This window comes from Aetokthonos hydrillicola CCALA 1050 (assembly GCF_017591665.1).
In the GTDB taxonomy this organism is placed as follows: Bacteria; Cyanobacteriota; Cyanobacteriia; order Cyanobacteriales; family Nostocaceae; genus Aetokthonos; species Aetokthonos hydrillicola.
On record NZ_JAAKGC010000073.1, the window covers coordinates 14630 to 34204 of the forward strand.

Sequence of the window (19575 nt, forward strand, 5' to 3'; positions counted from 1 at the left end):
TGCTGAGAGTAGCGTTTCTTATAATAAATCAAAAATAAAAAAAGAGACATTGCACGCAATGTCTCTTTTTTTACATGCGGATGGCGAGACTCGAACTCGCAAGGCAAAGCCACACGCACCTCAAGCGTGCGCGTATACCAATTCCGCCACATCCGCAAGATTGCTCTGAGAATTGAATATAACATATTTATCTATATTTGGCACTATTTACCAAAAATTTTTTAAAAGAAATTTTTAATAAGCTGTTAGAATCAAGCTAAACCCTGGTAATACATCCTCACCCGATAATTCTGTAGGAAGATTTCGCACTTCTAGAGCCTTTTTTGGGCGATAAATTTCTACTTGCTGCTGTTGGGGGTTTATTAACCATGCCAGTTGTACCCCTGAATCTATATATTCTTCCATTTTGGATTGCAGCATTTTCAGATCGTCTGTTGCCGACCTTAATTCAATCACAAAGTCGGGTGCGATGGGAGGAAATTTCCGTTTTTGTTGGAGCGTGAGTGCTTCCCAACGTTCTTTTCTAATCCAAGCAGCATCAGGGGAACGGTTGGCTCCGTTAGGTAGCTTAAATATTGTAGAGGAGCTAAACGTGTAGCCAATTCCCGTTTGGCGATTCCATATGACCAGATCCGCAATCAAGTCAGCTTCTCGATTACCGCTTTCTCCTCCAACAGGTGACATAATAATTAATTCCCCAGTAGCCGCTCGTTCAAATTGCAACTCTTGGTTATTTTGACATAGCTGATACAATTGTTCGTCTGTCAAGTAAACGGTATCTAGGTTTAATATCAAAGGACTTATAACCATAATCGTTTTTCTTGAATATTAGTGAATGAAATACTATGCTACTCGGTAATCCTCTACGTATGATTCGCTGGGTTACCAAGTAAAAATACTCAAATAGCCTACCAAGGCAAATAAGCAGCAACATTGTCAAGAATTTTGGTATTTATCTTATAAAACCACTATGCAGGAGAAATCTAAGCTAAAATTCCAGAAAATTTAAGTGAAAGGATTCGTAAATTTATTAAAAATGTTAGAAGCTTAATCAAGAAGAATTCAGGAGTCAGAAGTCAGGAGTCAGAATCAAGTAGAGGCGGATTCAAACCCGCTACTAATTGTAGAATGTTAAATCTTGTCTTATTGGAGACCCACTGACACAGAATTCAATTGTGAATTCTGGCTCCTCACTCCTGAATTCTGTTCAATCAATACCCCTTGAGGCAACAAGCTAATGCCCTACATTTATTTGGATCAAGGCTGGGAAATATCCTGTCATAATTTGAAATCAGGCTTTGCATTATTTAAACGAAGATGAAGTTTGAGAAAATATTAATTGCCAATCGGGGAGAAATCGCGCTTCGTATTCTTCGCGCTTGCGAAGAAATGGGGATTGCAACTGTTGCGGTACATTCAACCGTTGACCGCAATGCTCTCCACGTTCAACTTGCTGACGAAGCGGTTTGCATTGGTGAAGCCGCTAGCAGTAACAGTTATTTGAATATTCCCAATATTATTGCCGCAGCCTTGACACGCAATGCCAGTGCCATTCATCCTGGTTATGGATTTTTGGCGGAAAATGCTCGATTTGCGGAAATCTGTGCTGACCATCATATTGCTTTTATCGGTCCAACACCAGAAGCCATTCGGTTAATGGGCGATAAATCAACAGCAAAAGAAACCATGGAAAAAGCAGGGGTTCCAACGGTTCCAGGAAGTGGAGGATTATTAAGTTCCGATGAAGAAGGATTAGCGATCGCAAGAAAGATTGGTTACCCAGTGATGATCAAAGCCACAGCGGGTGGTGGCGGACGGGGTATGCGTCTTGTAAAATCTGAAAGCGAATTCATCAAATCCTTTCAAGCTGCTCAAGGTGAAGCCGGAGCAGCCTTTGGAAATGCTGGAGTATATCTAGAAAAATTTATCGAGCGTCCCCGCCACATTGAATTTCAAATTTTGGCGGATAATTACGGTAACGTAATTCACTTAGGTGAACGGGATTGCTCAATTCAGCGCCGTAACCAAAAGCTACTAGAAGAAGCCCCTAGTCCTGCCCTACACCCAGAGTTGCGAGAAAAAATGGGACAAGCTGCTGTCAAAGCAGCTCAGTTTATTAACTACACCGGAGCAGGTACTATTGAGTTTTTGCTAGACAGATTTGGTCAATTCTACTTCATGGAAATGAACACCAGAATACAAGTAGAGCATCCCGTTACAGAGATGATTACTGGTGTAGATTTGGTTGCAGAACAAATTCGTATTGCCCAAGGAGAACGTCTTAAGCTAACCCAAGACCAAGTGGTTTTACGAGGTCATGCAATTGAATGTCGCATTAACGCTGAAGATCCTGACCATGACTTTCGTCCTTCTGCTGGACGTATTAGTGGTTATCTCCCCCCTGGTGGTCCAGGTGTAAGGATTGATTCTCATGTGTATACTGACTACCAGATCCCCCCTTACTACGACTCCTTGATTGGCAAATTAATCGTTTGGGGTTCAGATCGACCTACGGCAATTAACCGTATGAAACGGGCGCTCCGCGAATGTGCTATTACCGGGCTACCGACTACTATTGGGTTCCATCAAAAAATTATGGAAAACCCACAGTTCTTGCAGGGCAACGTTTACACCAATTTTGTGCAGGAGTTAAAACTTAAAGAGCAGTAGTCAGCGAGATAACAAGGTCAGTAATCCTTGCTGACCTAGAATAATTTCCCGAGCTAGGCTGAGGATACCAACCCAGATAATTGGGGTAATATCCACCCCGCCTATCGGTGGTACTAGTTTTCTCAACGGGACTAAAAAGGGTTCAGTTGGCCAAGCCACAAGATTAAACGGTAACCGATTTAGATCTATTTGGGGATACCAAGTGAGGACTATACGGAAAATAAACAAAAATATCATTAGTCCCAATAATAGACCTAGAATCCAACCAGTAAGTTCAATACCAGTCATGTGTTGCACTACTCTCTATATCAAAAAATAAGAATTTTGTCAAAATAGGAAGCTTTTCGACATTCTCCTACCTTGCTGCGTTATTCTCATCTGTCAAGTAATGTAATTATAGGCTAAACTTTACCTTAAACGCTTGGTGTTGCTGGTAGCGCCTTGCACCGATTTTGTTAAAATTAGAGTGAATAGTGTAAAAAAAGGTTGAGATCTATGACACCTTCTTTAGCAAATTTTCTTTGGAGTCTGGTTTGGGGTTCAGCAATTGTTGTTATCCCCGTAGTAGTCGGATTGATTTTTGTAAGCCAAAAAGATAAGATACAACGCGGTTAATACTGGTAACAGTTAACAAAATCAGGGTTAGGCGGTGTGTCAGTTATTCTTCTAATAACTAACCCCTAACCACTAATATTGTTTCTAGTGATATTTTCAGTAGTGATTTTATTTTGTAAGTCGCTAATATAGATATGGCTATTGGGTAAATAAAAATGGTAATTTTTGGGCTGCACTCAGCCAGTGTTCTGGCTCAGGTAAATTTTGGAACAAATCCAGCCAGTCTTTTAGGTATTTTTCTGGCTGTGGCTGGGCCAGCACTGTATTTTATCCGTTTTGTCCGTCCAGGTCTAGAAAGAGATCAGGATATATTTTTCGCCGCTATCGGTTTGGTGTGCGGATTTATTCTCATTTTTCAGGGCTGGCGGCTAGACCCTATTCTGCAATTTGGTCAGTTACTTTTGATCGGGACAACTGTATTTTTTGCAGTTGAAAGTCTTCGCTTGCGAATGATCGCCACCGACCAAGCCAAGCGCAATACAAAAATTGTGGACGAGCGAGAGGTGAGCGATCGCTACGAGTACAGTGGAAAGAGATACGAAGCTGAGGTTGATGCAGAGTTAGAACCACTGCCTTATGAGTACGAGGATCGCCCAGTGCGTGCTCGCATTCCAGGTAGCAGGGAAAGTCGCTCTCGTGATAACTATCGCGACAGCTATTACGATGACGAACCCCGCCGTCGTTCAGATCGACGTAGTAGCAGTGACAGACCAACTCCAACAGACAAAACTCGCCGCCGAAATTCTGGGGGTTCACCGAGCCGTACCTCTGATAGGTACGACAACGAAGATTGGGGCTCATCATCTAAAACAACTAATGATTGGGATAGCCCAAATCGCGAAGAACGAAGGACTTCTCGTCGTAGTAGTAATGAACCCTTCCGTCCAGACGGCAGTGAAGACGAAGGGATGGCTCCTAAACCCAGAAAACGTCGTCCATCTAGCGATTCAGCTACTCGACCAGCGCGTGAAGATGATGATGCTGTGCCAACCGATTACGTAGAGTATAAACCTATTACTCGGTCAGATGATGATTTAGATAACCCACCAAATTACGACAATCTTTAAATCGCTTTAGCTAGCTAGCCAGAAGCTGTATGCCTCATCTCTGTTGACGTAGATTACCACAATTATAGCGGTGAGCAAACAAGCTCCCAAGATAAATTCTTGGGAGCTTTTGATTTTGGTTAGCAAGAACAGGGAATCTTAAACAGAGGGGTGTGCGATACCGAATGTGTATGCCAATACTACTCGGTTAAGCTCGAAAATTCGCCCTGAACTAAAGTTCGGGCTAATACCTTGCATTGAGCTTTTAGCTCAATGAGTAATCTTTTAACCCATTAAAATGGGTTTCAGCTTTGAGCCGGGAAATTTATTTCCCGGCTCTTAACCTAGCAGTATTGATGTGTATGCCCTCATCCCCAGCCCTTCTCTGTGCTGCGAGAACGGAGTTTTTACATCTAGAGGGTTGAGCATATTGACGGCTGTCCTCCTGTCTGTTAGCGCAGCGTCTACCCTTGGGAAAAGCAAGAACTCGGAGCAAAGCACGCCTGTTTCCAAGGGTTTTGTGCATTTTTCTTATAAGGATTCTGGACATTTAATTTTTAATTCTTTTACTCCCCGTTTCCTGTTTAACAGCATCGATCAGCGATCGCACTTGTTGAGTTCCTTCTGAAGCTTCAAATGACATTGGAAACTTACCTCGAGCTATCATTCGTAATCCCAAGGGCAAAATGCTGAGTAATCCTTTAATATCTCTAAAGTAGTTTCCGACCACTTGTAAAGCAAACTGCGATTCGTTAATCCACCCACCTTGTTTAACTATCTCTACTAATCCCTTACGGTGTCGTAGTGGAACGCTGTCAGCCACTTCTTTATGAGCAAGAATTTCTTGTTTTATTTTGGTGATTTGATCTAATGGTGCAACCTCCATTGGACAAACTGAGTTACACCAAAAGCAGCGAGTACAACCCCAAACTCCTTTAGTACCTTCGTTATAGTTTTCCAGACGGTTTTCGGTTTCGCTGTCGCGGGAGTCTGCTACCATGCGATAAGCTTTAGCAAGCGCGTGAGGACCAACAAATTCTGGTTCAACAGTAAATCCGTTGCACTCTGAGTAACAAGCTCCACACATAATACAATTACCCGTTTGATCAAGACGCGATCGCTCTTCGGGTGTTTGCAAAAATTCTCTTTCTGGTACTTTCCTTCCGGCTGTACTTACATAAGGAGCGACTTTCTCAAGATTATTCCAGAAACTACTCATATCAACGACTAAATCTTTAATAACAGGCATATTGCCCAAAGGGGCTACTGTTATTTCTGGAATAACATTTGTCTCACTTCCTGAAATTGGGAGCTTTTCTGATTTGGCTATTTCGCTGTTTACATTTTCTTTACAAGCTAAAGCTGAACGTCCGTTGATTCGCACAGCGCAGCTCCCACAAATTGTGTTGCGACAATTTTTCCGAAACGCTAAAGTCCCATCTTGCTCCCACTTAATCCGATTGAGGCAATCTAGGATTGTGCTTTCCCCTTCCACATCCAAAACGTAGGTTTGCACTTCAGGAGGGGAGGAATTTTGTTTCTGACGAATCACCTTAAAAAGAACTTCCATTGCATCCTGCCAAAATCTTGAGATTTCTACCTTAACCTAACAAGTCATTCTTACACGCGACTTGATCACCTGATGCGTTATACTTTTGTTGCCTTTAATTCGCTCGCTAGCTGTTAATAGGCTGATCAGTAAAGATTTACTGATTCTGAAATCAGAATCACCATAAAAATTTTAATTTTAGAAACACCACTAAGATGGGAGACAGATCTGTTCACTTACTAAACCTATAGCAGTCCTCAATGATTTGTAAAAATGTACATCGTTTTTGCCTGTTACAAGGTTGCCTATTCCCTGTTACCTGCTTTAACCAGCAAGTTTACAAATACTTTAAGATTGCTTAGCAGGGCAACAAAATAATCGACGCGTAACATTTTATTTACCTGTTTAGGAGCCCACAGGATTCTCGGGTTTCCTGACTTAGGTAATTTGCCAGCGCTTATGAACTTACGTACATTATTCCCAAACAGAAAAAATCCTCAAAATAAATCCTCGTAATAGTTATAGCCAGATTTTAATCTCAAAATGCCTCCTACCCTCTATTGTCCCTTAAAGCCAATTGTTTGATCATATAGAATGGTGAATTCTGAGGATGAATATCTTAACAAAGAAAGTGATGAAACGCAAAGCATCTCCCTCACTGGTCAAAACTGCGCTACTGAATTAGGTGAATTTTTATAAAAGCTTGATGGCAATCCTCTCCCCAAAGGTAGGTATTTAGATAAAAGTGTAACAGTAAGTTGAATTCAAACTTAAATAACAATTTTGCTATTATTAGTGCATGATAGTATTTAATATAAAATTACGAGGCAACAAAATCCAGTAGAAGTTAGCTAACTTAGCGAGGCTAATACTGCTTTGTACCTCCGTAATCTTGTGAAGAAGAGAGATTTCTCCTCTTTACTAGCAGGATAAAAGGGTGTATGCTTGCACAACCCTAGGAAAATACTATGCAATCCCAAGCTTGATAACATGAGTCAGGGAAATCCTATAACTCAATGGCAAGAAAGGTAGTGCGGAAAGTAGAAGTCCTGCTATTTCTTGAGCTACAACTTATTTGTAGCGGTAGACCTCACGGACTTTGTAAACCGAACTGAAATTTACACTGCTGTGATCACACCAAAAGAAAAAAAATAATTTGATTTTTCATGGCAAATAATGGTTAAAAATGCCGTAAAATTACCAAAAACAATGCCTGTGACAACTCTGACCTCTAATTTATTATGGACAACCATAAAAGAGGCTGTCTGATTCCCTATAAGCAGGAAATTATCCCTAACCCTAGGGTATTGAGTAGCTTTATGCATATGTCAAAAAGCTAAATGCTGGCATGGAATGACGTTGTTTATCAGTTTGGAGAGAGTAGGATATTTTGATCGTAATGACTGAAACCGCAACTGCCCCATTAACTGGAAAAGCTTTACTTGCTAAGGTAAAGGAACTTTCCACTCTACCACGGCGAGAAAGAGCCAAACAGTGTGGCTATTACACTGTTACTAAAAATAACCAGGTTCGTGTTAATCTGACCGATTTTTATGACGCTTTACTATCAGCTAGAGGAATTCCTCTAAGTCCTGAAGCACCAAAAGATGGTCGTGGTCGTGAACCAACTTATCGAGTTAGTGTCCATCAAAATGGTCAAATTGTGATTGGTGCAACCTACACCAAAGCAATGGGCTTAAAGCCAGGCGATGAGTTTGAAATTAAGCTCGGATATAAGCATATTCACCTAATACAAGTCGACACTGACAAAAAAGAAGTCCAACCAGATTTAGATTCGGAATTGGACGAAGAATACGACGAAGATCAAGAATATGACGAAGATGAAGATGAGGACGAAGACGAGGACGAAGACGACGAATAAGTCGTTCTTAACTGAGTAATGAGTGTTGAATTGAAAGATAAAACAATCACTCAAGCGATTGAGAAATTGCTAAACACTTTCCCCGAATCGAAAAGAAGAGGTATGGCACTTTCGGTTGCTGCGTCGCGTTCATGAGCAAAAATGTGGTGTGGCTAAGCTGAGCAGCATTATTCGCCTCCCCACGCCGCCCATGATTAAGACTGTTCTGAATTCGGAACAGTCTTAATCTTGTGGGTGTTTTGCTCTAATGGTTGTAAAAACTTGACCTACTCACTAAAGAATTTAGCTGCTGTGTTTCCAAAATTCCGATAAGACTTCTTGCACAAGTTACCCATATTGGTACAAGCTTGATCAAGAATCAAGAAAACTATTTTCGTAAGAAGTCTATTGTGTTTGTTGTGATCAGCTTATTCAAGTCATCAGCCAACTATTTACTGCTACTTTCGCAAAATGTACCAGTAGTTGTTGTGGTGATGGCTTTTTTTGTTACTTGGATAATATCTTGGCTACCAGTAGCAGCAATCTTGGCGACAGCACTTAAATGGCAACTAAACAAACCTTTTCAGCCAGAACAAAAGTTGCCTTTAGTTATATCTCTTTATTTCTTAGCTCCCCTGATAATCTGGGGAGTGCTTTGGTTTACCAATCAACACCTTATAAACTACGGATTTGTCTGGAATATCTCAATTTTAGTCTCTGTGGTTTTGGGTTTTGCTTTAGGTGTCCTCGGTTTATCTGTTGTGTTTGTTAGCCAGATATCCCTAGGTTGGTGTTCTTTCCAAAGTTCAAATACAAAGCAACTGAGATCAGTTTCACTGCCTATTTTATTAGTAGCGTTGTTTGTAGGTGGAATAGAAGAGTTAGTTTTTCGCGGGTTTCTGTTGACAGAACTAAATCATGATTATTCAGTATGGGTAGCAGCAGTAGCTTCTAGTATAGTTTTTGCTGTTTTACACTTAATTTGGGAGCAAAAAGAAACTATTCCACAACTACCTGGACTTTGGCTGATGGGAATGGTTTTGGTATTTGCGCGCTTTGTTGATGGTGGAATATTAGGTTTAGCTTGGGGATTACATGCAGGATGGGTGTGGGCGATCGCGTGCTTGGACACTGCACAACTGATAACTTACACAGGTAAAGTTCCTGAATGGGTGACAGGGAAGAATAACAAACCCTTAGCTGGGCTAGCAGGAATTGCTTGTTTACTGCTCACGGCTGCTATTCTGTGGTTGTTTCACATTTATATTTAAGTAAGGGCGAACGCCTTACTCTGCGAGAAGCCAGAGGCTACGCCCCTACAATGGACAGGCGTAGGTTGGGTTGAGGAACGAAACCCAACATTTTAGGACTTACGCACGCTCACAAATCCAACATCATGTGTATTAACGGATAATGGTTGTTTGGGACTTGTAGGGGCGCAAGGCCTTGCGCCCCTACAATGGACATGAACACCCTCATTTGTGGAAAAATCTTTCGTGTAGGTGCTATTAATTCCTACCGCATATCTGATGATTTCTGTCAATGCTAGGATTTCGTTGGGTTTCACTTCGTTCTACCCAACCTACTACTACAAAAATCTGGAATAGCTTGACTTCAGTCGGTAGATTAAGGTAATTCCTAGGTCAGAGGGAGATATATTGACTAGTCTAGAAAATGATCAAAATTTTATTTTTAGCAGCTGATCCAAGCGATGCTTCTCGACTGCGCTTAGGACAAGAGTTACGAGATATTAAAGAAAGATTACGAATAGCTAAAGCGCCAGAGAACTATCAGCTAGAACAGCGAGAATCTGTTCGGGTGGGAGATATTACTCAGGCAATATTTGATGTACAACCAAACATTGTACATTTTTCTGGGCATGGGACAGATGAGGGTGAGCTTTGCTTTGAAAATCAAGTGGGTGAGATTCAGTCTGTCAAGCCAGATGCTTTGGCTGCAATGTTTGAGTTGTTCGCGCAGCATGTAAATTGTGTGGTGCTGAATGCGTGTTATTCTGAGATTCAGGCACAGGCGATCGCTGAACATATCCCGTTTGTAATTGGGATGAAGGATACAATTATCGATCAAGCTGGCGTCGCCTTTTCACTCGGTTTTTATAAAGCATTAGCTGCAAATCGTTCCATTGAAGACGCTTATAAATTCGGTTGTGTAGAAATTCGACTAAATGGATATTCAGAGCATCTCAAACCAGTTCTTTACCCAAAAAAAAGCCAACAGTCTCAACTTCTAGATCTACCACCCAGATCTCAGCCTAGCCTTACCTCTAATTTAAACCCTCAAAAAAGAAAGCGGATTTCACAGGAGTTAGATAGCCTTCAGCAACAGTACGATCTGTTAACCGAGAAGTGCAGTTACCTACGGATGGAGTTAGTAAAACAAGCGAGTGCGTCTGTTAAGTTTCAACTGCAAAAGGAGATTGAACAAACTGAAGCTCAAATAAAGCAAGTGGCTGAAAGGATCAATCAGCTAGAAAACAGTCTTCAATAAAAACAGCAATTTCTAAGCAGCGATTTTAAATTGATTTTGCACAAGTACTTATGCCCTCAGTTCAGTATTCACACCAGCGACAGCAAGAACTTCAAAAATATTACACTGAGCTAACCGAGAAAATAAATCACTTGCGGACAAAAGCTGTGATTGAGGCAGGTGCTTCAGTACATTATCAGCTAAAAAACGAACTTAAAGAAGCTGAGAAAGAGCGCGATCGCGTTGAAAAGCAGCTTCAGGCTATCGAAAATGAGCGTATACAAACTCAACTTTTTCAATTGAATTATAAAGATCAGGCACTCCTATTCCGAAAATTTTTAGAAAAAAGACGGCGAATAGGATCTTTCTTGGTTCATGGTTCACCGGAACACGGTCAAATATTTCTGCTGAAGCGTTTCCTACAAGCAATTCCTTACAACAGTACCGAGACTTACCCGATTGAGTTCCACCTTCGTAGCAAAGCCTTGAAAACAGATATTACTGCTTTCTGGCGACGGCTAGGTCGTGAAATAGGGGTAGAAAACCTTTCATCTCCTGACGAAATTGCCAAAGGAGTTATAGTGCAGCTGCAAACGCAGCACATTATATTGGTGTTTCATGACGTGGACTGTTTTATTGAAGAGGATCTACAAACCCTGATCTGCGACTTTTGGCGACGATTGGTAAATTTAGCTAAAGAGAAATTACCCCCAGATAACGAGTCTTTTCTCCTCATGTTTTTGGTTGCGCACGACGATTGTGCTAGTACTTGGAAGATCAACTTCGCAAACCAACTAGATTCGGTGTGGGAACCCCATACTCCCATCAGACTACCAATGATTGAATGCTTATCAGACCAAGTATTAGCTACCTGGATAGACAATGCAATTGATATATTGCCAACCACTGTAACAGAAGAAATAGACTACACAGTTCGGGGGATCCTAAAAAATACTAAAGGTGTTCCAGAGCGTGTATTCGCTGAAATTTTCAACTTGTGCGGCTGTAATTGGGAGGAGGAAGAAGTTAGGTGGCTAGAACTGTAAACGGAAAGCAGCTAAAATACACGGGCAACAAGCAGCCTAAGCCAGGGGAGCAAGATCCAAATACAGGGCAATTGTTGTATCCTTATTTACCTAGCAAGAAATTGGTAGAGGCGGTCAATATGGCGATCGCGCTTGAACGCCCATTACTACTAAAGGGAGAACCTGGTTGTGGGAAGACTAAATTAGCTCGTGCAGTGGCTTATGAGTTAGATTTACCTTACGAAGCTTGGTATATAAAATCTACTAGTCGAGCGCGAGACGGTTTATACACTTATGATGCCGTAGGAAGGTTGCGCGATGCGCAACTTGCTGCTTCGGGGATGGATGACGAAGCAGCATTAAAAGCGAAAAATTCTGACGCTTATGTTGAATGGGGACCTTTAGGACGTGCGTTTTTAAATGAAAAGCCCACTGTTGTACTCATTGACGAGATTGATAAAGCTGACATAGACTTTCCCAATGACCTGCTGCTTGAATTTGATGAGAAACGGTTTGAGGTTGGAGAAGTAAAACAAAGCAGTCCCATTAAGAGAATCCAGGCAAAGCAAACACCGATTGTTTTTATCACAAGTAACGATGAAAAAGACTTGCCAGATGCTTTCCTACGCCGATGTTTATTTCACTATGTTAAATTTCCCGAACGTCAGCAACTAATAGAAATTGTTCAGGCTCACTTTCCCGCTTCCCCTCTAGACTTGGTAGACGCAATTATTGATCGCTTTGTGGAATTGCGCGAAGAAATGCGGCGAGACAAAGGCGAAGCTGGTAAGAAAGTCAGCACCAGCGAATTAATGGACTGGGTAAGGATTCTTAGTCATTATGACAGCGATGAAATTCTTGGTAAATTAAAGACAGAACTTCTCTATCCTGGAGTGTTGTTGAAGAGTTGGGATGATTATCGGCGTTACGGGGAGCAAATACAATCAGGTTCTTCAGGTGGGGAAACATGAAAGCTACCCAAGAAGAATTACCACTGCTTAACCTCTTCACTCAGCTACGAGAAGCAGGCTTACCCTTGGGTATTGATGAGTATCGCCTAGTTCTGAAAGCTTTGCAGGAGGGGTTTGGTATAGCTGATCAAGAGTCATTAGCAGAACTTTGCCGTACTTTGTGGATCAAGTCAAAGGATGAGGAACACCTTTTTAATTATCACTTTGACCAGGTAATTAAACTCACGCATCCGATCATCACTCCTACAACTTCAGAACAAAGGGAACCAAATTTAGAACAAAGGAAACCAAGTTTAGAACAACAAAAATTTTCCTCTCCTCCCAAAGCACCCTACGGAGGTAACAGCGATCAGCAACCTACACCACCCGAAACTACGCCTGCTTCTGTACCCGTCTCGTCAGAACTGATGCAAGTAGAAGATGAAGTTAGAGTGGCTACAGCAGTACAAATTGCTACTCGTAGTGATGAGGATATTTATGAACATCGCTTCACTGAATCTGATGAGTATTTTCCAGTAACTCGGCGACAAATGAAACAAAGCTGGCGACATCTTCGCCGTTTGGTTCGGGAAGGACTGCCCATAGAATTAGATGTAGAGGCTACTATTGATCGAGTTGGACAACAAGGGGTGTTGTTAGAACCTGTGCTGATTCCTCGTCGAGTGAATCGGACTGAACTGCTGTTGCTGATTGATCAAAAAGGGTCAATGGTGCCATTTCACATGCTGGGAAATCGGTTAGCAGAAACCGCCCAAAGGGGTGGACGCTTAGGAAAGGCTGGTGTTTATTACTTTCACAACTGTCCAACCCGTTATCTTTACCACGAACCAACACGCCAGAAGGCTAAACTGATTCAAGATGTTTTAGATCAGCTTCGTCCAGAACGTTCTGCTGTGTTAATTTTTAGTGATGCAGGCGCAGCAAGGGGTGGTTTTAGTTCAGAACGACTTGAGTTAACTAAAAAATTTCTCGACCAACTTAAACAACGAGTTCGTTATATCGCATGGCTCAATCCAATGGTAAAAGAACGCTGGTTTGAGACAACAGCTGGTGAGATTGCTCGTTGGGTACCGATGTTTGAAATTAGTCGCCAGGGAATGGATAGAGCAATTGATGTGTTGCGTGGAAGAGAAGGATAACCAATGAAGCCAGAAGTCGCCAATCGCCGCATTGAAACCTTCCGTCAACGCTTTAACGAAGCACATCTTTACTTAGCTTACCATGCAGCTTTTCCGTTAGCCCTTACACCGGATTTACTCTATCGTTTGTGGGCTAATTTCCAGCGCGATATCTATGGAGAAGTTTTGAATATTCCTTGGATTGCTGTGGCAGATCTACTGCTTTCTAGCCTTTGTGATGAGGTGGGGTATGAGCTTTATGAAATGGATACAGTAGTGCGAAATACCCTGCTGAGGGAATTACAGGTAAATCCCCGTTTTGGCGAAAAGCGGATTAATGAACTGTCTAATTTTTTGCTTGTTTATATACAGCAGCAGCTTGAGAGTGATGATCCAGATCTTCGCAATTTTGCTCAAGTTCAAGAATGGACAGCACTAGCGTATACCAAACCTAACGAGGCTGCTAAAAAAATTGCGTCTACTTTATCCCATTTGGATTTAAATGATAAAGCAGAATGGGTTCGTCTGGGATCTCTCGTTGAAACATTTTCGGAAGTACTAGCAGAATACACACCACTGCTAATTTACGTTCGTGGAATGGGAAACCTTGCTCGTGGCGATCGCTCTGGTGCAGAAAACCAACTTAGCAAATTGAACACACAACAAGAGCAATTACAAGTTGCTGGAGTCAATTTAACGCTCCCTACTTTCATCAAGCAGGTTTCTCGAGCAGAAAACCAACTCAGCAAATTGAACACACAACAAGAGCAATTACAAGACGCTCGAGTCGATTTAACTCTCCCTACCTTCATCAAGCAGGTTTCTCAGCCAAAATCTTCGCCTGTCATTGAAAAGAAATGGTTTCAATTTGAGTTTGTTACCCTCGCCCAAAGACGTTCAGGACTTTTTGGCCTTTTTGGCGAAAAAACTTTCTCCGAAAAACGTAGTCAAGGTCAAGCAGAATTTTTCGCAGAAGAGTTGGGTGATGGTGTTGTACTAGAAATGGTCGCAATTCCTGGCGGTCAATTTCTGATGGGTTCTCCAGAAAACGAACCAGAAAGATTTAGTTCTGAAAGTCCGCAGCATAGGGTTACAATTCAACCATTTTTCATGGGAAAATTTCCGATTACCCAAGCCCAATGGGCAAAAATTGCTGTTCAACCAAAAGTTAAAATAGATTTAAACCCTGACCCATCGCATTTTAAAGGAGCTAATCGACCTGTTGAGTCTGTCAGTTGGGACGATGCAATTGAGTTTTGCGCTAGACTATCAAATTTAACAGGGAAGGGTTATCGGCTCCCAAGTGAAGCTGAATGGGAATATGCATGCCGTGCTGGGAAAAATACAGCGTTTCATTTTGGGGAGACGATTACTACCTATTTAGCTAACTACAATGGTGAATACACTTATGCATCTGCACCAAAGGGGATTTACCGGGGGCAAACAACCGAAGTAGGAAATTTTTCCCCAAATGCTTGCGGTTTACATGATATGCATGGTAATATATGGGAGTGGTGTGAAGATACCTGGCATGATAGCTATGAAAAAGCGCCGGTTGATGGCACTGCATGGGTGAGCGATAATGATAATAATTCTCAACAAAGGCTCCTGCGTGGTGGTTCCTGGGTCGACTTTCCGAGGCACTGTCGTTCGGCCTATCGCTACTGGGTTGCGCGCGTCAACAGTTACGACCATGTGGGGTTTCGGGTTGTCGTGGTTGGGCTTGCCGGGACTCATTAGCCCTTTGCACTCTTGCACTTTTGCCCTTCTTAATTTTACCCTTCTCCGCCGCAGGCGGATCGATTTTTTTTATAATAAATGAGCGATATACAGGGATCATACTAAAAATTTAGAAGATAGTCAAGTCGGACGTTTAAAATTTCTTAGCATAGCGTGAGATATTAGCGCCAACTTACTTATTGGTTACAGGATAATAAAGAAATCTACCAGTAAAACCATAGTGATGATCTGCTGCCTCAACCCAGCTTGCCACAATCCCCCGTGTGCTGATGACACAAAGTTTTGCTCCAACTGCGGCACAGGATTGGTGGTGTTGAGAAACCGCTATCGCCCTGTAAAGTCATTGGGCGGGGGCGGATTTGGTAAAACTTATCTGGCAGAAGATATAGACAAGTTAAACGAAAAATGTGTCATCAAGCAATTTGCACCACAAGTACAAGGAACAGGCGCACTTCAGAAAGCAACAGAACTCTTTGAACAAGAAGCGATCAGATTACAACACTTAGGTGAACATCCCCAAATTCCCACCCTGTTAGCATATTTTCAACAGGATAATCGCTTGTATTTGGTGCAGCAATATATCGAGGGTGAAAATTTATTGGCTGAATTAGAACAGCAGGGAGTTTTCAGCGAGCAAAAGATTCGGGAATTGTTACTGGATTTATTAAATATTCTTAAGGAAGTTCACGCTCAGCAAGTTATTCACCGGGATATCAAACCAGACAATCTTATCCGCCGTCCTGATGGCAGATTAGTGTTGATTGATTTTGGTGCATCAAAACGACTGACAACGACAGTCATAAATTACTCAGGGACAGCGATAGGTTCTTTTGGTTATGCATCAGTAGAACAAATGCACGGAGGCAAAGCGTATCCAGCGAGTGATTTATTTAGTTTGGGCACAACCTGCTTTCATCTGCTAACTGGAGTTCATCCTTGGGAACTTTGGAAGAGCCAAGGCTACAGTTGGGTTGCTCATTGGCGAGATCATTTGCAGCAACCAGTGAGTCAAGAACTGGGGCATATTCTAGATAAATTGTTGCAAGGAGATTATCACCAACGTTATCAGTCAGCAACAGAAGTTCTACAAGAGTTGAATCAGCCGCCACCATCACAAGCTAAGACACAACCACAACCAGTCGTTTTACAACGAAATAATAAGCTTAAAAAAAGCTTGCTGCTAAGTGGTGCGATCGCACTGTTAGCGTTGGTTGGAACTCAAATCTATAGTTATATTCGCGATCATTCTGTTCGCGATCGCTTGTTGCCTACTAATTCAACAGTTAAGGTTCCCAGCTTATCATCCAACAACTTCTTACAACAAAGAACTCTCCTAGGGCATTCTGGTTGGGTTACTTCCATCGCCATCAGCCCAGATAGCAAGATCCTTGCCAGTGGGAGTTGGGACAATACTATCAAACTATGGAATCTGGCAACCGGAGAGCAAATCCGCACCCTGCAAGGACATTCTGATCCAGTTATATCTATCGCCATCAGCCCAGATGGCGATACTCTTGCCAGTGGTAGTCGCGACAACACCATAAAACTGTGGAATCTCGCAACTGGAGAGCAAATCCGTACTCTTGAAGGACATTCCGACTTAATTAGATCCGTCGCGATTAGCCCAGATAGCAGAACCCTTGCTAGTGGTAGCCTTGACAACATCATAAAACTGTGGAATTTAGCAACTGGAGAGCAAACCCGCACCCTTCAAGAGCATTCCGACGGGGTTAATTCCTTCCTAGCCTTAGTGAACACAGCCTATTCCATTGCTTTCAGCCCAGATAGTAAGATCCTTGCCAGTGGTAGTTATGACAGCACTATTAAACTGTGGAATCTGGGAACCGGGGAGCAAATCCGCACCCTCCAAGGGCATTCCAAATCAGTTTACTCCGTCGCGATCAGCCCAGATGGTAAGATCCTTGCCAGTGGTAGTGCTGATAACACTATCAAACTGTGGAATCTCGCAACCGGAGGACAAATCCGCACCCTTCAAGGGCATTCTAGCGAAGTTAATTCCGTCGCTTTCAGTCCAGATGGCAAGACTCTCGCCAGTGGTAGTGATGACAATACCGTTAAACTATGGAATTTAGCAACTGGAGAGCCAATCCGCACTCTTCAAGGGCATTCTGGCTCGGTTCGTTCCGTCGCTTTCAGCCCAGATGGCAAAATTCTTGCCAGTGGTAGTGAAGACAAAACTATCAAAATTTGGGCAATACCATAAAAGTTGCCGCTTTTAAATAACCGTACAAATTGGTTCGTAGTTGCGCTTTAGCGCACCAACGTGCAACCACAAACCCTTAACTCTAACCTTCCTTCTTCCCTTCCTTCTCTTCAATTAAACGCTTGAATAATTCAAATTGTTCTTGCTCCTCTTGTGGAGTCTTTGGCGGGGCGAATACTGTGGTTTGTGAGTTTGCTTTACGGCGACTAAACAAAAGACGCAAAGCTTCAATATCCTCATCAGAACGGTGTTGAAGTGCGTACGCTTTCAGTTCGTCATTTGTCATTTCTTCAAAATTCGGTTTCATAAAAATTCCCAAAGTCCATTAGGGTGTAATCTGTTGCGCATTTAATTTTTATATGGAACGCGGGCAAGATGCCCGCACTACAATAATTTTACGTTTTCGTCTTAATAAGCCTGTGTTCTACAAGAATGTTGTTTTGTGTACTTGATGTAAAGAAAATTTCCGAAATTCTTAGTGATTAGTGGATAATAAAGACACTTACCAGTAAGAGCATAGTGATGATCTGCTGCCTAAATCCAGCTTGCCACAATCCTCCGTGTACTGATACCACAAAGTTTTGCTCCAACTGCGGCACCGGATTAGTAGTTCTGAGAAACCGTTATCGCCCTGTAAAAGCATTGGGTGGCGGAGGATTTGGTAAAACTTATTTGGCAGAGGATATTGACAAACTGAAGGAAAACTGTGTTATCAAGCAATTTGCACCACGAACACAAGGAACAGGCGCACTTCAGAAAGCAACAGAATTATTTGAACAAGAGGCAATAAGATTACAACAGTTAGGAGAACATCCACAAATTCCCACTCTGCTAGCATATTTTGAACAAGATAATCAACTGTATTTGGTTCAGCAGTATATCGAAGGAGAAAATTTATCGGCTGAATTGCAACAGGAGGGAGTTTTTAGCGAGCAAAAAAGTCGAGAATTGTTACTCGATTTATTAAATATTCTTCAGGAAGTTCACAAGCAGAAAGTTATTCACCGAGATATAAAACCAGAGAATATTATCCGGCGTCGTGATGGCAGATTGGTGTTGATTGATTTTGGTGCATCAAAACAATTGACAACGACAGTCATGAACCGTCCAGGGACAGTGATTGGTTCTTTTGGTTATGCATCACTAGAACAAATGCAGGGAGGGGAAGCGTATCCAGCAAGTGATTTATACAGCTTGGGCGCAACTTGCTTTCATCTGATGAGTGGAGTTCACCCTTGGGAACTTTGGAAGAGGCAAGGTTACGGCTGGGTTGGTTATTGGCAACACCATTTGCAGCAACCAGTAAGTCAAGAATTGGGGGATATTCTGAATAAATTGCTGCAAGAAGATCATCAGCAACGTTATCAGTCAGCAGTAGAAGTTTTACAAGAGTTGAATCCACCGCCACCACCCCCTGTTGTACCTCCAACAGGACCGTCTAAACAGCAAGTATCAGCACCAACGCGACAACCAGTAGTTTCAAAACCAAATGCTAAGCTTGGAAAGCGATTGTTGTTTGGTGGTGCGATCGCTCTTTCAGTGTTAGTTGGGATTCAAATATATAGTTATGTTCGTTATGGGTTGTTTCCTACTAATCCGATAATTGCGATTACCAGTTTACCTGATAGCTTGTTACTAGTAAGAACCTTGACAGGACATTCTGATTTTGTTATAAACGTCGCTTTCAGCCCAGATGGCAAAACCCTTGCCAGTAGTAGTTATGACAAGACTGTCAAACTATGGAATCTGACAACTGGAGAGCAAATCCGCACTCTCCAAGGGCATTCTACGTCAGCTTACTCCGTTGCCATTAATCCAGATGGCAAGACTCTTGCCAGTGGTAGTGGTGACAACACTATTCAACTGTGGAATCTGGCAACTGGAGAGCAACTCCGTACCCTCCAAGGGCATTTTGGTTGGGTTAATTCAGTTGCTTTCAGCCCAGATGGCAAGACTCTTGCCAGTGGTAGTGGTGACAACACTATTCAACTGTGGAATCTGGCAACTGGAGAGCAACTCCGTACCCTCCAAGGGCATTCTGGTTGGGTTAATTCAGTTGCTTTCAGCCCAGATGGCAAGACTCTTGCTAGTGGTAGTTTTGACCACACTATTAAACTGTGGAACCTGGCAACTGGAGAGTACATCAGCACCCTCAAAGGGCATTCTGACTGGGTTTATTCCATCGCTATCAGCCTAGATGGCAAGACCCTTGCCAGTGGTAGTAAAGACAATACCATCAAACTGTGGAATCTAGTGACTGGAGTGCTAA

16 protein-coding genes and 1 tRNA gene are annotated in these 19575 nt (G+C 42.3%); 12 read left to right on the forward strand and 5 right to left on the reverse strand.

What is annotated here, in order from left to right:
• Positions 1-75 precede the first annotated feature (75 nt).
• Positions 76-156 (reverse strand) — tRNA-Leu (locus tag G4P69_RS27045).
• A gap of 78 nt (positions 157-234) precedes the next feature.
• The gene (locus tag G4P69_RS27050; RefSeq protein ID WP_208339825.1) at positions 235-810 is read right to left on the reverse strand and encodes a Uma2 family endonuclease; all 576 of its coding nucleotides are present in this window, start codon (positions 808-810) and stop codon (positions 235-237) included.
• 507 nt (positions 811-1317) lie between these two features.
• Here G4P69_RS27050 and accC point away from each other — a divergent pair.
• Entirely contained in the window at positions 1318-2670 is a 1353-nt protein-coding gene (gene accC, locus G4P69_RS27055; RefSeq protein ID WP_208339824.1) for an acetyl-CoA carboxylase biotin carboxylase subunit, read from the forward strand.
• Here accC and G4P69_RS27060 read toward each other — a convergent pair whose 3' ends face one another.
• Positions 2671-2958 (reverse strand): YggT family protein, encoded by a 288-nt coding sequence (locus G4P69_RS27060; protein ID WP_208339823.1) that lies wholly within the window; start codon positions 2956-2958, stop codon positions 2671-2673.
• Positions 2959-3165: 207 nt separating this feature from the next.
• On the opposite strand from G4P69_RS27060, the gene psbX reads away from it, so the two are divergent.
• The gene (psbX, locus tag G4P69_RS27065) at positions 3166-3285 is read left to right on the forward strand and encodes a photosystem II reaction center X protein (RefSeq protein WP_208339822.1); all 120 of its coding nucleotides are present in this window, start codon (positions 3166-3168) and stop codon (positions 3283-3285) included.
• Between the two features lie 155 nt (positions 3286-3440).
• Entirely contained in the window at positions 3441-4352 is a 912-nt protein-coding gene (locus G4P69_RS27070) for a Ycf66 family protein (RefSeq protein ID WP_208339821.1), read from the forward strand.
• A 529-nt stretch (positions 4353-4881) separates the two neighbouring features.
• On the opposite strand, the gene G4P69_RS27075 is transcribed toward G4P69_RS27070, so the two are convergent.
• On the reverse strand, positions 4882-5901 hold the full coding sequence (locus G4P69_RS27075) for a succinate dehydrogenase/fumarate reductase iron-sulfur subunit (protein ID WP_208339820.1): 1020 nt from the start codon (positions 5899-5901) through the stop codon (positions 4882-4884).
• A 1378-nt stretch (positions 5902-7279) separates the two neighbouring features.
• On the opposite strand from G4P69_RS27075, the gene G4P69_RS27080 reads away from it, so the two are divergent.
• The 8 genes from G4P69_RS27080 to G4P69_RS27115 all read left to right on the forward strand — a co-directional run bounded on the left by G4P69_RS27080 (position 7280) and on the right by G4P69_RS27115 (position 17306).
• The gene (locus G4P69_RS27080; RefSeq protein ID WP_208339819.1) at positions 7280-7762 is read left to right on the forward strand and encodes an AbrB family transcriptional regulator; all 483 of its coding nucleotides are present in this window, start codon (positions 7280-7282) and stop codon (positions 7760-7762) included.
• 389 nt (positions 7763-8151) lie between these two features.
• Positions 8152-9012 carry a CPBP family intramembrane glutamic endopeptidase gene (locus tag G4P69_RS27085; RefSeq protein ID WP_390693171.1) on the forward strand — a complete coding sequence of 287 codons (861 nt, stop codon included), beginning with the start codon at positions 8152-8154 and terminating at the stop codon, positions 9010-9012.
• Between the two features lie 403 nt (positions 9013-9415).
• A complete protein-coding gene (locus G4P69_RS27090) occupies positions 9416-10249 on the forward strand; it encodes a CHAT domain-containing protein (RefSeq protein ID WP_208339818.1) in 834 nt (277 codons plus the stop codon).
• A 50-nt stretch (positions 10250-10299) separates the two neighbouring features.
• Positions 10300-11274 carry a hypothetical protein gene (locus G4P69_RS27095; protein ID WP_208339817.1) on the forward strand — a complete coding sequence of 325 codons (975 nt, stop codon included), beginning with the start codon at positions 10300-10302 and terminating at the stop codon, positions 11272-11274.
• Entirely contained in the window at positions 11259-12224 is a 966-nt protein-coding gene (locus tag G4P69_RS27100; protein ID WP_208339816.1) for an AAA family ATPase, read from the forward strand. Before G4P69_RS27095 ends, G4P69_RS27100 begins: the two co-directional genes overlap by 16 nt.
• Complete coding sequence (locus tag G4P69_RS27105) at positions 12221-13363, forward strand: hypothetical protein (protein ID WP_208339815.1); 1143 nt, start codon at positions 12221-12223, stop codon at positions 13361-13363. Before G4P69_RS27100 ends, G4P69_RS27105 begins: the two co-directional genes overlap by 4 nt.
• A gap of 3 nt (positions 13364-13366) precedes the next feature.
• Positions 13367-15082, forward strand: coding sequence for a formylglycine-generating enzyme family protein (locus G4P69_RS27110; RefSeq protein WP_243902190.1), 1716 nt, complete (start codon positions 13367-13369; stop codon positions 15080-15082).
• Positions 15083-15305: 223 nt separating this feature from the next.
• Entirely contained in the window at positions 15306-17306 is a 2001-nt protein-coding gene (locus tag G4P69_RS27115; protein WP_208339844.1) for a serine/threonine-protein kinase, read from the forward strand.
• Between the two features lie 82 nt (positions 17307-17388).
• Here the strand turns inward: G4P69_RS27115 and G4P69_RS27120 are convergent, their stop codons facing one another.
• On the reverse strand, positions 17389-17613 hold the full coding sequence (locus G4P69_RS27120) for a DUF6887 family protein (RefSeq protein WP_208339814.1): 225 nt from the start codon (positions 17611-17613) through the stop codon (positions 17389-17391).
• Between the two features lie 215 nt (positions 17614-17828).
• Between G4P69_RS27120 and G4P69_RS27125 the strand changes: the two genes are divergently transcribed.
• Positions 17829-19575, forward strand: a 1747-nt coding sequence (locus G4P69_RS27125; protein WP_208352438.1) for a serine/threonine-protein kinase, incomplete at its 3' end; no start/stop codon positions are given.

Coding starts and splice junctions, on each gene's coding strand:
- G4P69_RS27050 (WP_208339825.1), bottom strand. CDS start 810: ATGGTTATAAGTCCTTTGATATTAAACCTAGATACCGTTTACTTGACA.
- accC (WP_208339824.1), top strand. CDS start 1,318: ATGAAGTTTGAGAAAATATTAATTGCCAATCGGGGAGAAATCGCGCTT.
- G4P69_RS27060 (WP_208339823.1), bottom strand. CDS start 2,958: ATGACTGGTATTGAACTTACTGGTTGGATTCTAGGTCTATTATTGGGA.
- psbX (WP_208339822.1), top strand. CDS start 3,166: ATGACACCTTCTTTAGCAAATTTTCTTTGGAGTCTGGTTTGGGGTTCA.
- G4P69_RS27070 (WP_208339821.1), top strand. CDS start 3,441: ATGGTAATTTTTGGGCTGCACTCAGCCAGTGTTCTGGCTCAGGTAAAT.
- G4P69_RS27075 (WP_208339820.1), bottom strand. CDS start 5,901: ATGGAAGTTCTTTTTAAGGTGATTCGTCAGAAACAAAATTCCTCCCCT.
- G4P69_RS27080 (WP_208339819.1), top strand. CDS start 7,280: ATGACTGAAACCGCAACTGCCCCATTAACTGGAAAAGCTTTACTTGCT.
- G4P69_RS27090 (WP_208339818.1), top strand. CDS start 9,416: ATGATCAAAATTTTATTTTTAGCAGCTGATCCAAGCGATGCTTCTCGA.
- G4P69_RS27095 (WP_208339817.1), top strand. CDS start 10,300: ATGCCCTCAGTTCAGTATTCACACCAGCGACAGCAAGAACTTCAAAAA.
- G4P69_RS27105 (WP_208339815.1), top strand. CDS start 12,221: ATGAAAGCTACCCAAGAAGAATTACCACTGCTTAACCTCTTCACTCAG.
- G4P69_RS27110 (WP_243902190.1), top strand. CDS start 13,367: ATGAAGCCAGAAGTCGCCAATCGCCGCATTGAAACCTTCCGTCAACGC.
- G4P69_RS27115 (WP_208339844.1), top strand. CDS start 15,306: ATGATCTGCTGCCTCAACCCAGCTTGCCACAATCCCCCGTGTGCTGAT.
- G4P69_RS27120 (WP_208339814.1), bottom strand. CDS start 17,613: ATGAAACCGAATTTTGAAGAAATGACAAATGACGAACTGAAAGCGTAC.